Origin of the sequence: Alcanivorax borkumensis SK2 (assembly GCF_000009365.1) — a bacterium.
In the GTDB taxonomy this organism is placed as follows: domain Bacteria; phylum Pseudomonadota; class Gammaproteobacteria; order Pseudomonadales; family Alcanivoracaceae; genus Alcanivorax; species Alcanivorax borkumensis.
Window position 1 is genome coordinate 2,375,628 of record NC_008260.1, and the last position, 13,317, is coordinate 2,388,944.

General features: G+C 55.9%; 7 protein-coding genes. 1 reads left to right on the forward strand and 6 read right to left on the reverse strand.

From position 1 onward, the window contains the following. Window positions 1–3 precede the first annotated feature (3 nt). Window positions 4–1,383 (reverse strand): ATP-dependent RNA helicase DbpA, encoded by a 1,380-nt coding sequence (gene dbpA, locus ABO_RS10725; protein ID WP_011589364.1) that lies wholly within the window; start codon window positions 1,381–1,383, stop codon window positions 4–6. A gap of 154 nt (window positions 1,384–1,537) precedes the next feature. On the opposite strand from dbpA, the gene ABO_RS10730 reads away from it, so the two are divergent. Next, entirely contained in the window at window positions 1,538–2,230 is a 693-nt protein-coding gene (locus ABO_RS10730) for a 4'-phosphopantetheinyl transferase family protein (protein WP_011589365.1), read from the forward strand. Between the two features lie 122 nt (window positions 2,231–2,352). Here ABO_RS10730 and fhuF read toward each other — a convergent pair whose 3' ends face one another. The 5 genes from fhuF to ABO_RS10755 form a co-directional block, all read right to left on the reverse strand. Further along, window positions 2,353–3,084, reverse strand: a complete 732-nt coding sequence (gene fhuF / locus ABO_RS10735) for a siderophore-iron reductase FhuF (protein ID WP_011589366.1) — start codon at window positions 3,082–3,084, stop codon at window positions 2,353–2,355. Beyond that, on the reverse strand, window positions 3,084–4,376 hold the full coding sequence (locus ABO_RS10740) for a lysine N(6)-hydroxylase/L-ornithine N(5)-oxygenase family protein (protein WP_011589367.1): 1,293 nt from the start codon (window positions 4,374–4,376) through the stop codon (window positions 3,084–3,086). The genes fhuF and ABO_RS10740 overlap by 1 nt, the downstream gene beginning before the upstream one ends. A 150-nt stretch (window positions 4,377–4,526) precedes the next feature. Further along, on the reverse strand, window positions 4,527–5,513 hold the full coding sequence (locus tag ABO_RS10745; RefSeq protein WP_011589368.1) for a GNAT family N-acetyltransferase: 987 nt from the start codon (window positions 5,511–5,513) through the stop codon (window positions 4,527–4,529). Continuing rightward, window positions 5,503–7,740: a TonB-dependent siderophore receptor gene (locus tag ABO_RS10750; protein ID WP_011589369.1), complete on the reverse strand. Its 2,238-nt coding sequence runs from the start codon at window positions 7,738–7,740 to the stop codon at window positions 5,503–5,505. The genes ABO_RS10745 and ABO_RS10750 overlap by 11 nt, the downstream gene beginning before the upstream one ends. Window positions 7,741–7,840: 100 nt before the next feature. Beyond that, window positions 7,841–13,315 (reverse strand): non-ribosomal peptide synthetase, encoded by a 5,475-nt coding sequence (locus tag ABO_RS10755; protein WP_011589370.1) that lies wholly within the window; start codon window positions 13,313–13,315, stop codon window positions 7,841–7,843. Window positions 13,316–13,317 lie beyond the last annotated feature (2 nt).

The following is a 13,317-nucleotide window of genomic DNA, read 5'->3' on the forward strand; positions in this document are numbered from 1 at the left end:
TAATTAAAGCTTTTTCACCCGCCGGTTTTTTCCTTTGATTTTGCCTTTCAGTAATCGTTCGAGAGCCAAGTCCGCACTCTCACGATCGATAGCCACATAGGCCTGATAATCCGTGACGGTAATTTTTCCCACCTGATTACCCGCAATGCCAGCATCACCGGTAAGCGCACCGAGGATATCACCGGGGCGCAGCTTGTCTTTGCGGCCTGCACCGATACATAAGGTGATGGTAGGCGGCTGCATTGGCTCCCCCTCTCGAGGCTTAAGGCTATTGAGCGGATGCCAATTCAAAGGCGCGCCCTGCAACTGTTCAATAGCTATAGCGCGCCGGGATTCACGGGGGGCTACCAGATTAATAGCCAGCCCTTTTTCGCCGGCACGGCCGGTGCGGCCAACACGATGGATATGGGTTTGCGGCTCGTGGGACAACTCCGCATTGATGACCATATCCAGGTTATCAATATCCAGCCCCCGGGCCGCCACATCCGTGGCCACCAGCACCGATAAGCTGCGGTTGGCAAACAACGTGAGCACCTCATCGCGCTCACGCTGCTCCAGGTCACTGTTGAGCACCATGGCTGACAGCCCCTGACGACAAAGCTGATTCACTACATCCTGGCATTGCTGCTTGGTCACACAGAACACCACGCAGGATACTGGACGGAAACAGGCAATGGCGCTGGCCACTGCCTCTTCGCGCTGGAACGGCTCCACTTCATAATAGCGCTGCTCGATCTGGCTATTATCGTGCAGGGTTTCCACTTCTACATGCTGGGGATTACTCATGAAAGTTTCTGCCAGCTGCTTGATTCCCGGCGGGTAGGTGGCGGAAAACAGCAGGGTTTGACGGCGTGGCGGCGTCTGCCGAATCACCTCCGCAATGCTGTCGTAAAAGCCCATATCGAGCATGCGATCGGCTTCATCCAATACCAGCGTATTCAGCCCGTCCAAGCTCAGCGTCCCCTTACTCAAGTGTTTTAGAACGCGCCCCGGTGTGCCAACCACAATCTGCGCACCGTGCTCCAGTGAGCCGATCTGCGGGCCGATGGGTTGCCCACCACACAGGGTGAGTACTTTGATATTGCCGGGACCACGGGCCAACCGGCGAATTTCCACGGCCACTTGATCTGCCAACTCCCGGGTTGGGCACAGCACCAACGCCTGGCAACCGTAATAGCGCGGGTTCAAAGGGTGCAGCAAACCAAGCCCAAAGGCTGCCGTCTTGCCGCTACCGGTACTGGCCTGGGCAATCACATCGTGCCCTTTAAGCAATAACGGCAGGCTTTGCGCTTGTACGGGAGTCATGGTGACGTAGCCCAGCGCGTCCAGGTTAGCGAGCATTTCTGGGGTCAACGGCAGGGAGGCAAAAGAAGAATCGGTCACGGAGGTAGCCTGTGGCAAAGGTGGCAAGAAAAAACAGCAAGATACAGAGCAAGCAGTGTGGCCAGTGTAACAGTTGTGGCATTCTAATGAGGATCAAATTCCTCGCTGCCGGGCAGCTCTGATATAGTACCGGCAACCGGGAAAGCTGCTAATCATGTCATTATTCCATCGCCCTTCATGCCTAACTCACCTTCATCGCGAAGAGCTCGCCACCGGGCTGGTGCGCGTGGGCTGCCACTACGCTCCTGAACGACTTTGCGACGATAGTTTTGCTCAGGCAGACATTCCCTTGCCCCCGTCTCTGAGCACCGCCGTGGCGAAACGCCGAAGCGAGTATCTGGCTGGGCGTTGGTGCGCACGTGAAGCGCTGGCGATGCTTGGCGTGAGCGGCATTCCTGCTCTGGGGGCCGATCGAGCCCCGCAATGGCCCGAAGGCACCCTGGGCAGCATTACCCATAGCCAGGGTATCGCTGAAGTCATGGTCGCTGACGCGCGCCATTGGCTAACCGTGGGGCTGGACACGGAGCAATGGCTCAGCGCAGAACGAGCGGCACGACTATGCCGCGAACTGCTGACCCATGAAGAACGGGAACAATTAGAAGGGTTATCGGACATTCAGCGTGCCAACCGCATCACCTTAATTTTTTCTGCTAAAGAAAGTTTATTCAAGGCACTCTACCCGATTACCGGCAAGCGGTTTTATTTTCACGACGCAACGCGCCGGGACTCCCGTTCACTAACGCTACTGAAAACCTTATCCGCGGATTGGAAGGCCGGCACCACCATTCCGTTTCGTTGGCGCGAACGCCAACAAGGTGTTTTGAGCTGGATCGCCCTGCCCCGCTAAGACGCCGGTGTTGAAAAAACCGCTCAACTCTGAGCGTGGCCTAAGGCATGCAAATCATGTGTCATATGGCGACGGGCAGGAGGTTTACTTTTCTTAGGGACAAAGCACAACAGATGTGCGCTTCAGGTCATGCCTTTTCGGCACAGCCGTGGGCAGTCTTCACACAACGCGGTATCCGGTAGTCGAAAACGGATACAACAGGTGCGACGCACCGTCAGCAGAGTGCCAGTATTGGCGTTCATCCTGTCCTGGTAGGCTCCGAAAAAGGGGTTCCTTTCACCGTTTTCAAAAGCAGGCTGAGCAAACAATGCTAGCCCCGGCGACCACAGCATCTCTGGCAGGCCGGCGCCTTTCAGTTCACCCGTAAACCAGTGAATATAACGGCTAGCATTACTCCACAGCACCCTAGGGGACAACCCCAGCGCCTGCTGCCAAGCCGTAATCACCGGCTGCAGATTGTCTCGCATTATTCCCTCAAACCGAGAAAGCGGGTGCTCCGAGGGCACCAGCAGCTGCCCCTCATTGGGCAGCACAAAGGCGCCGGGCAGCCCTTGCTCATCCAGCTCTATCGCCAGAGCATCCACTGCGAGCGGCAGTGCACGTTGCAGAATCAGGTTAGCGGCCAGCACCGGGGGCAGCAGGCGCAAGAAATAATACTTACTCCAAATGGATAGCAGCGCCCGCTCATCTTCCCCCTTCAGATCAGGGCGAAATTGATATAGCGACTGTCGTAACCGCCGGGCATCAAACAGGTCCGTTAACGGGATGGCCGAATCATTCGGCTCGGCCAACCGCAACAACGAACCATAGGAAGAGAAGCCCCCTTGAAACAAGGGGGCCAGAGCAGGAATCATCAGCTCGCGCAGGCCGTGGCTATCGGCCGGCTCTGCCGTTCTATCAGCGCGTCCACCACCTCCTGGGAACGCACCGCCAGGATCGACAACAGGGTATCGCTAAGACCGTGGGTTTGCTCACAACAACCCTGCAGGAACACATTGGCATGGCAGCCTTTCGCCATCGGCAAACGATAACAACGCTCCACCCCTTGCTCAGACATCCAGTGCGCCATGGGCGACAGCAATTGTTCATGCCCATTGCGGTTATAGCCTGTAGCCAGCACCACCCCATCGTAGACTTCGGTCTGTTCCACGCCGGTGTCCTTGTTACGTAGGGTCAACAGCACACGGGTGCCATCGTTCTGCACACCAACGATATCTCGGTTGGATAAAAACCGATGCTGAACCTTGCCTGTCACTTTCTGCAAATAAAGGCGTTCGTATATTTGTTCAATTTCCGCTAAGTCCACTACCGCGTAGTTGGTTTGACTAAAGCGTTTGAGAAAATCCTGCCGCTCCGTTTCTGGGCGAGCGTAAATAGTATCCGTGAAGCCAGGATCAAATATTTCGTTCACAAAAGCGCTGTCATCCGCCGGGTGCAGGGCACGACTACGGCTGATCAGGTCCATCTTGCCATCCGGGTACTGATCCATCAGGTCCAGATAGATTTCTGCGGCACTTTGGCCTGCCCCTATTACTGCAATACGCGGTGTCTCGTGGCGACCAAAACGCTCGTATTCATGTTTGTAGCGGGAAGAGTGAACCATGTTGTTACCCATCTTGCCGGCGAACACAGCCGGAATTTTTGGGTACCCACCGATACCAATCACCAAGTTGCGGGTAAAAATTTCGTTCTCACTGCCATCGGGATTCCGTGAACGAACACGCACCCATTCCACTTCGCCACCCTGTTCCACCGGCTCAATAGCGATCACTTCCTGGCCATAGTGCACATGCTCTTTAAACTGATCGGCGGACCAACGCATGTAATCGTTGTACTCAACACGAGTGGGGAAAAAGGTGCCCATATTGATAAAAGAGTCGAGACGATTATTGTCGTGCAGATAATTGACGAAGGTGAAGCGGCTGGCCGGGTTGCGCAAAGTGGCCAAATCTTTCAGAAATGACACTTGCATGCGCGTACCTTCCAGCAGCATGCCCCCATGCCATTCAAAGCGGGGCTGCTTTTCCAGGAAACAGTAACGCAAGCCATCCAGGTCTTTGTGTTCGTCTAGCGCAATAGCAATGGCCAAGTTGGCCGGACCGAATCCAATACCAACGACGTCATATTCTTGAGAATGAACGCTCATGGGGTATGTCCTCAATGTGTCGGAAACCGAACGGTTTCCGGGTTATCCATACACCGACACATCGGGCATTACCGATATGCCAGCCACCTGCTGCCGGATAGTGGTGGGCAGCGCGCCATGGCGGTTCGGTAAAAAACCGAACCGAGATTTTCAGCTCAGCTCACAACGCTCAAAAAATGCGTCACGGTGCAGCACCATCAGGGCTGCGCGCTTGTGCGGAAAATCAAACTCCTTTGGCTTGGCAAATCGCCTGGCTTGAAGGTGTTGAATCATCTTGTCGTTATCCGAACGGGGCTCAGAAACAATCCTTGTGGTACGACAATCATCGAGAAAAAGGTAATGGCAAAGCGCGTTCAGCCATGCCTTAACCTTATGCGGACCACGGTGGTGATCTTCACCTACCAACATGTGAATCCCGCGGTCAAAATCTTGCGCATCGTAGTAAGGCCCGATGCGATCTTCCTTTGCCCAATACGCTTCAAAATAAGCAAAGGGTTCATCATCAATACACCCGATCAGGTTAAGCACCCGAGGTTCTTTCGCCTGACGTTCCAAGTAGGCGCGATGCTCGTCCAGCGTCCCACTCTGTTCCCAGAAGGCGGCCACGCGCTCACTGTTCTGCCAGCGCATGAACCGGTGCAGATCTTGTTCGATATCCAGCGTGCGCAGGGACACCCATGCCTGAATACCGGTATCAAAACGGCGGTAAACTTCCCCCACCGGTTTACAACGGCGTCGCGGGTGACGCCGGCCAGATTCATCCATGATCATAGTGACCGGATATGGCAAGGGATTGCCTTGCCGTAGCCAGTCACCGGGCAGCTGCCAGAGCATGTCACGCTCAAGCCATGCTGTCTGGTTCTCTCTGTGAACCATAAAGGCCGCATGAAAGCCGCTCTCGAATTGCAGGGCATTTACCTCGGCATGCGAGACAAAAAATGCCCAAGCGGCCCGACATAATTGGGCCGGATCGTCGGTGGACTGCTGGACCCTGGCAGCGGTGTCTTCCACCACCACGGTCAGCCAATCTTGATCATTACACTGGCACCGCCATTGCGGCGCCAGCTCCTGATCGAACACATCCAACTGCTGCCCGTTGGGCAGCAGCATAATGGTGTGGCGGGCATTACCACGCATAAGTCACGCTACCGATCACACTGCGACGGTCGCCATACCAGCAGTAATAATCACAGGTAGCGACATACTCTTTGTCTTCCAGATTTTTCGCCGCCACTTGGAACTTGAAGTCTTTGTAGCGATAGCTCACCGTGGCATCCCAAAGGGTATAGGACGGCACTTTCAACGTTTCAAGATTATCGCCATAGGTGTCGCTGACGTAACGCACGCCGGAACCAATGGCGAAGCCATTCAGCGGACCATCCAAGAAGGTGTACTTAGCCCAGGCAGAGTACAGAGTATCCGCAATATTCACCGGGCGATTGCCTTCTTCAGCAGGGGTGCTGTCGGAAACAATTTCCGGGTTCATCCAGGTCGCATTCGCTAACAAGCTCAAGCTCGGGGTGATATTGGTAACGGCTTCCAATTCAATCCCTTCACTTTCCACTTCACCAATCTGCTTAAAGGCAGGTGTACCCGCTGCACCGGAAGCCAAGTTTTCTTGGGTAATCTTAAACGCCGCCGCGTTGAAGTAGCCGTCCATGCCTTCCGGCTGGAACTTGATTCCCACTTCGATCTGATCGCCTTCCTGAGGCTTAGCTGCTTCGCCATTCTGATCCAGCTGTAGAATTGGCTGGAAAAACTGCGAATAGCTGGTGTACGCGGTCACGTTATCATTTATCAACCAAGCGAGGCCCGTGTTGGCGGTCCATTTATCGTTGTCGATTTTCTGCTCAACACCCGTGGATTTATTCTCGATCTCACTACTGGCGCGGTCAAAACGAGCCCCAACGGTCAGCACCAGTTGGTTATCAAATTTCATCTGATCCTGTAGGTAACCACCCACCTGATACGCATCGATAGTGGTGCGCTGCCGCTCCGTTACTTCGGTACACACAAGAGTGCTGAAATTACAGGAAACCGGGGTCAGCTCACTGGCATCGCGATACTGTGGGTCAAAGGGGTTCAACGTCGCAGGCGCAAACACCCCCGGCGCAGCCTCGTACCCCATCAACGGATCACCAAAGCTTTTGCCATCAATGTGCAGGCTTTGATAATCAAGCCCTGCCAGCAAGGTATGCTCGACGTTATTAATCGACCACGTATGAATCAAACGGTTATCCAGGTTAACGCCGTAGGCGTCACCGTCTTCATCAGTAAGGCCACGAATTGCTTGCGAGTCGCCACTGCCCGGCATATACCCCAGTGTGTACATTTGCTTCAGATCTACATCAATATGCTGGTAGCGGGCACTCTGCTGGAAACTAGTCGAATCATTAAACGCATGATCCAGCTGATAACCGAACGAGACCTGGGTACGCTCAAACTTCTCGTAATCCAGGTTGCCAATGGCAACATCATCGTCAATCTTGCCATTGGGGTTTGGAGAAATCGTACCGCTGGATGGCAGAAACTGCAGGTACGGATCAGAGTCATCTTTCTGATAGGAGGCCAACAGCGTCAGCTCAGTTCGATCACCTAGCCCCAGTTTTAGAGACGGTGCCAGCATGGTGCGCTCAGCTTCCAGGTCGTCCACTTGGGTGCCGTTTTCCCGGCCCAAAGCAATAACACGCCAAGACACATCTTCAGAGGGCGCCCCACCTACATCAACAGATATTTGCTTGCGGTCATAACTGCCGTATTCCGCGGTTACGGAACCAAAAGAATAATCCTGAGGACGCTTACTGATTACATTGATCACACCGCCGGGAGGGGTCTGCCCGTACAACACAGACGCCGGACCACGCATAATTTCTACACGCTCCTGGGCAAAAGGATCAAGCTGCCAGCTGTAAAAGCCATAGGAATAAACTCGTGTGCCATCACGGTACAAACCATTGTTCGCCTGTTTGAAACCACGAATAACAAACCAGTCTTGTTTGTTATCTTCGCCATAGAAGTTGGCCTGGATACTCGGCGTGTACTGCAGCGCATCTGCGATGCTGACGGAAGCACGATCATCCATCTGTTCACGGGTAACAATAGAAACCGCACGAGGTGCTTCTTTTACCGGTGTATCCGTTTTAGTGGCCGTCAGGCTGCGCTGCCCTACATAACCAAAATCATCACCACCGTATACATCGTCCGACTGCTCGGCATTCACCTTGATGGTCTGCAATTCATCAGCGTCCTGCTGTTCTTCTGCCCAGACAGGTGATGCCGCCATTGCCACCGCTATTGCCAGCGCCAGTGGATTGCGGCCCCACTTCAGCCCCCGGATCAGCCCGCTCTCGGTCCGATTCCCCATGGTCGTTCTCCTAGCAATCGTAAGACACATAGTAATAGTAATGATTCGCAACCGCATTATACATATTGAGAAGCTCACGACTAGTGCACAGCAACAATGATTAGTCCGGTATGTCCATCAATGCGTTGCCACCCTTGCAACACTTCAGCAAAACGGACAGGCCCTGTAACAGGGACGGCTCCCGCACGATCGTCAGGTGGTCCGCCGATACTGTCTCGGTATGGGCAAGTTCAGCACATAACGCTAACCCGCGTTGAAGTGCCTGAGCGCGCCCCGCTGGCTCACTGGCCCACCAACTGTGCACCGGGGTATGCAATGCCGGCAGCTGATAACCCCAACACAAATCCCGCAAATGTTGCTCCACAGCCCAGGCATGCAATAACTGCGCAGCACTGTCTGCCACCGCCGCCTCAATCGATTGCGTAGCCAGCCACTGTGTAAAGTTCTGCGGCCATTGCGCGGGCTTGCTGTCACGCAAACGCGCCATGCAATCGTCTAACGCGGTAGCGGGCGCGCAAGTCAGTAGCATGCCCAAATGTGCACGCAAGGTTTGTTGTGCCTGTGGCGACGACCACTGATCTTCCGGCACTTCGTGACCCGGCACATAGGTATCCAGCAGCCCCACAAAGGCTACCTCTTCACCGGCTTGCTCCAATCGGTGGGCAAGCTCCATGGACATGGCGCCTCCCATGGACCAGCCCAATAAATAGTACGGGCCTTCAGGTTGCGCCTGGCGCACCGTGCGGTAATACCGCTCTACCATTTCACTCAACGACGGATCGAACCAGCCGGACTCGAGGAAGCTGCGTGATTGCAAGCCACGCACCTGCCACTGCCCTTCCAGGCTGGCGGCCAGCGCTTGATAACCGGTTGTGCGCCCCGTCACGGGATGGGGGCACCACAACACCGGCGTATCTGCACTGCTATTCAGCACGGTTACCAACGCCGGGTCGGCCCGCGCTTCCTGTGGTGAGTCGGCCAGGTCCAACAAGACAAGCAGCTCCTGCCGATAACGACTGCACAAGTGCTGTACTTGCTGGCGCGGGTAATGGCTGCGAGCAAAATCCCAAACCAACCCCAGCTTGCCCGCCACCACCTGACCATTAATGGCCAGCGGCGCAGCCATGGGGTTGTCCTCTGCCTGAGCCTTACCGCCGCCCGACAAAGGAGTGAAACCCTGAATCAACGCATCATTGTGATACTGGCCAAGATAGTTGAACGTCACTGGCGCATCGGTGCTGTCGTTAAGCGGACTGTCGGCAAGATAGCGCAGTGCGCCATAGCCCACGCCGCCGTCAGCCTCGGTATTTGCCAGCTGTTGCGAGACCGCAAAAAGATTCCGGCGCGGGTCGCCGTCGAACGGCAACCTCAGCGGGAAGAGGCTGGTGAACCAACCCAGGGTACGGCTCAAATCCAAACCGGGAGCCAGGCGCGTTTCACGGCCATGGCCTTCCAGATTAATAACGAGCTGATTGTCTTGTGAGGGCGACTCGCTGCCAACCTCAGGGGCGGAACGCACCGCCAGCGAGGCGCCCATAGCGGAAGGTTTCAACGTCCGGGTGAGCGCCGTCAGCAATAGAGCGGGAACGGACACGCCCAACTTAACAGGCGCGTCCTGCAGCAACCTGCGGGTATCATCCTTGCCCAACGACAAGGCCACGCTTTCCTTTTCCGCAAAGGTGGGCAGGGCACTGTCTATTTTTTCCGGCTGTTGTCCCTGCCAGAACGGCAAACGTGCTTCCCCTTTACTCTGCAGCCATTGCTCCAGCGCCTGGTGCCAATCGCTCAAATTATGGCTACGCTCCGGCAGGGTTATCGCCGCGCCCGTTAAGGCTTGCCCATAGGCATTGAGCAGGTCATCCAACAAAATACGCCAAGATACGCCATCCACTGCAAGGTGATGAATCACCAATAACATTCGATCCGGTTGCTGCGGCGTTTGCACGTAAAGGACACGAAACAGTTCACCGGTTTCAATATTCAGGCTTTGCTGAGTCTGCTCGCACAGGGTCTCGACCGCCGCTTCGTCAGCAGCCTGGCACCACCACAATAATTCATCGCAGGGCCTGTCCGCCGACAAACAGGTTTGCCTCCAGCCATTCGCCTCATAAGTAAACTGCAGACGTAACGCGTCGTGCTGCCGGTAGAGCGCCTGCAAGGTAACATTCAGTGCTTGGCGATCCATGGGCGCATCCAACGCCAACCACAAATGTTGGTTCCAGTGACTAGGGCTAGGCGGTCTCAGGGAAAAGAAATGCTGTTGAATGGGCAGAAGACCAAGCTCACCCTGCAAGGGCTGCTGGGAAATAATCGAGGCCTCTGCGTTCACTGCGCACGCCGCCAGATCGTGTAATCGCGGGTGTTCAAAAAGGTCCTTAGGCGTTAATGCCAAGCCCTGTTGCCGAGCACGGCTGACCACCTGCAAAGCCAAAATGGAATCGCCGCCCAGGGCAAAGAAATTATCATCACGACTCACCCCTTTTCGGCCCAGCAGAGACTGCCAAATGTCCGCAAGTACCTTTTCGTTATCGGTTTGCGGCGGCGCCCCTTCACTGGCCGTGTGCCACTGCGCTACCGGCAGGGCTTTGCGATCCACTTTACCCGCCGGTGTCAGCGGCATGGCTTCCAGCGTGATTAACTGGCTAGGCACCATGTAGTCCGGCAGCGACTCAGACAGGGCAGCCAGAATCGTTTGTGGCTCATGCTCACCGGGGACAGAGTGCGCTGCATTGCGCATCACAATGTAGCCAACCAATCTATCACCGGTGGGGGAAGGCTGTGCCACCACGACGGCTTCACGAATCTGTTCATGGCCCAGTAGCTGGCTTTCAATTTCTCCCAGCTCAATGCGGAAACCGCGAATTTTTACCTGCTGATCCACCCGCCCCAGGTATTCCATTACCCCGTCGTCGCGGTACTTCACTAAATCTCCGGTGCGGTACATGCGCTCACCGGGTTCGCCAAACGGGTCAGGCAAAAACCGTTCGGCGGTCAGGTCTGGGCGCTGATGATAGCCACGGGCCAGCCCCACTTCGTTACCGATATACAGCTCGCCCGCCACGCCCACAGGAACACGGTTTAAATCCTGATCCAGCACGTAAAGTTTTCGCGGCCCCACCGCATGACCAATGGGCGCGTAGGCGCTGCTCAGCGTATCGCCTTCATAGGCCGCCCACAGCATCGGCGTTACCACGGTTTCTGTCGGGCCGTAACCGTTGAGAATGCGTTGCGGCTTTAATACCTGCTGCATCCGCTCGAAGGTTTCCCGAGTAAACGCTTCACCGCCCAATGTCCAGGAACGCACGTTCAACGGCGGCTTTTCTTGCTCAATCCAGTCCAGCAGCGGCCCCATGTAACTGGGTGGAATGCAAGCGATGGTGACGCCTTCTTTTTGCAACGCATCGCAAGTTTGTTGCGCACTCCATAATTGCTGATCCCGAATTACCACCCGCGAGCCAAAGGCCAGCGGCACTGTCCAGCGCTCCACCGCGCCATCAAAACTAATGGACGCAAACTGCAGCTCCACATCATCCGGCGTCATGCCGTAGCGCTTACCGATCGTTTGCACATGCATGCTCAGCCCGGCATGGGTCAACGACACGCCTTTAGGCTTACCGGTGGAGCCGGAGGTGTAAATTACATAGGCGAGCTGGTCTGGGTGCGGCTCGTTATTCAACGCATTCGCAGGGAAATCGTTCAGCGACAAACGATCGACCGCCACTGGAGCAACCGTTGCAACCTCAGGCAGAACCCCAATCAACGCTGAAGAGGTAAGCAACAAGCGGGCACCGCTGTCTTTGAGCATGTAATGCAGACGATCTTTCGGATAGCCCGGGTCCAACGGCAGGAAGGCGCCACCGGCTTTCATCACCGCAATAAAGGCTTCCACCATGGTGACGCCGCGTTCGAACGACACCCCCACCACTTGATCCGCTTTCACGCCTTGGCCCATCAAGTAACGGGCCAGCTGATTAGAGCGCGCGTCCAGTTCGGCAAACGACACGCGAGTGCCACCGTGCACTAGCGCAATGGCATCGCCCCGCTCTGCCGCCTGCTGCGAGAATAAGGACACAAAACTCGTCGCTTGCCACTCGCCTTCACCCTGACCCCACTCTTGCAGTCTGGACACATCGCTTTCTGCCACACTGATCGAGCCTAACGTGTGCTGGCCCTGACTGAATGCGGTCAACACCTGATTCATAGCCTGTTTCAGGCGCTCTACCGTTTCTGAATGAAAGCGATCGGCAGCATAGGTCAGCGTCAACAATAAGGCGCCGCCTTCACCCTCATGGGCATCAAGCGCCAGATCAAACAACGCATGCGGCACCCCCTGAGCCAGCGGCACAATGGTGACGTTGTCGCTGAGATTTCTCGCCTTTGTATCACGCCGTTGATAATTGAACAGAACCTGAAAAAGCGGCGTCTCGCCCGGCTCCCGCTGTGGCGCCAAGAAAGCCACCAGTTGATCGAACGGCAGCGCCTGATGAGCCTGGGCATCCAGCATAGTCTGGTGCAGTTGGGTTACCCATTGATTCACCGTAAACGCCGCCCGAGGCTTACCCCGTAGCACCAAGGTATTCACAAAAAAACCCACCAGCGCGTCTACCTCGGCGCGCTCCCGGTTGGCCACCGGAACACCCACCGGAATATCACGACGGCCACTCACAGACGCCAGAGCCCATTGCCATGCCGCCAGCACCACCGTGAACAATGTTGTGTCGTTATCCCGCGCCAGCGCTTGTAACGGCCCCTGTAAATGGGCCGGCACAGACCACTGCACACTGGCGGCGGAACGCAAGGCGGTCTGTGCCGGCGCCCTATCATGGGCAATCAGCAAGGGTGGCTGGGCCCTCTCCTGTTGATCATGGCCCAGTTGTTCACGCCAATAGCTGAGTTGCCGATCCCGTTCACCGGCATCCAACCAGGCCTTCTGCCAAAGCGCGTAATCCGCATACTGAATAGCCAGGGCTGGCAACGGGGAGTCACTGAGATACGCCCGCGCCAAGTCCGCAAAGAACACATCCATGGACCAGCCATCGGACACCAGGTGATGCATCACCAGCTGCAACCGCCAGCATTGCTCAGACAGCTGCAGCAATTGCACCCGCAAGGGAGAATCACTGCCCAGCACAAAGAGACGGCTAGCGTGTTCATCCGCAAGGGTCTGCCGGTCACCATCATCCAGCGCGCGTGCATCCCGCTGCTCAACCGTCAGGGTGTCGGCGACAATACGCTGGTAACCTTCACCATCCTCTTCTACAAAACGGGTGCGCAGGCTCTCATGTCGGCGAACCACCGCATCCATGGCGCGTAACAAGCGCGGCACATCCAATGGCCCGTTAAGCTCAAAAGCAGCACTCAAGTGGTAGGCGGTGTTTGCTGGCTCCAACTGATGAATCGTCCACAGCCGCTGCTGGGCTGGCGCCAGTGGGATACGACCTGGGCGGTTACCGGCGACAATAGGCAGGCGCTCGAAGGGAATACCTTTCTCGCCCAGTTTTTGTAGAAAAACCGCCTGCTTTGTTTCATCCAGCGCCATAAAACGCCGGGCCAGTGCCGCCTTATCCAGGCTCATAC

Excerpts from the sequence above, each read along its gene's own strand:
- ABO_RS10755 (WP_011589370.1), bottom strand. The coding sequence starts at position 13,315 with ATGAGCCTGGATAAGGCGGCACTGGCCCGGCGTTTTATGGCGCTGGAT.
- ABO_RS10740 (WP_011589367.1), bottom strand. The coding sequence starts at position 4,376 with ATGAGCGTTCATTCTCAAGAATATGACGTCGTTGGTATTGGATTCGGT.
- ABO_RS10730 (WP_011589365.1), top strand. The coding sequence starts at position 1,538 with ATGTCATTATTCCATCGCCCTTCATGCCTAACTCACCTTCATCGCGAA.
- ABO_RS10750 (WP_011589369.1), bottom strand. The coding sequence starts at position 7,740 with ATGGGGAATCGGACCGAGAGCGGGCTGATCCGGGGGCTGAAGTGGGGC.
- ABO_RS10745 (WP_011589368.1), bottom strand. The coding sequence starts at position 5,513 with ATGCGTGGTAATGCCCGCCACACCATTATGCTGCTGCCCAACGGGCAG.
- fhuF (WP_011589366.1), bottom strand. The coding sequence starts at position 3,084 with ATGATTCCTGCTCTGGCCCCCTTGTTTCAAGGGGGCTTCTCTTCCTAT.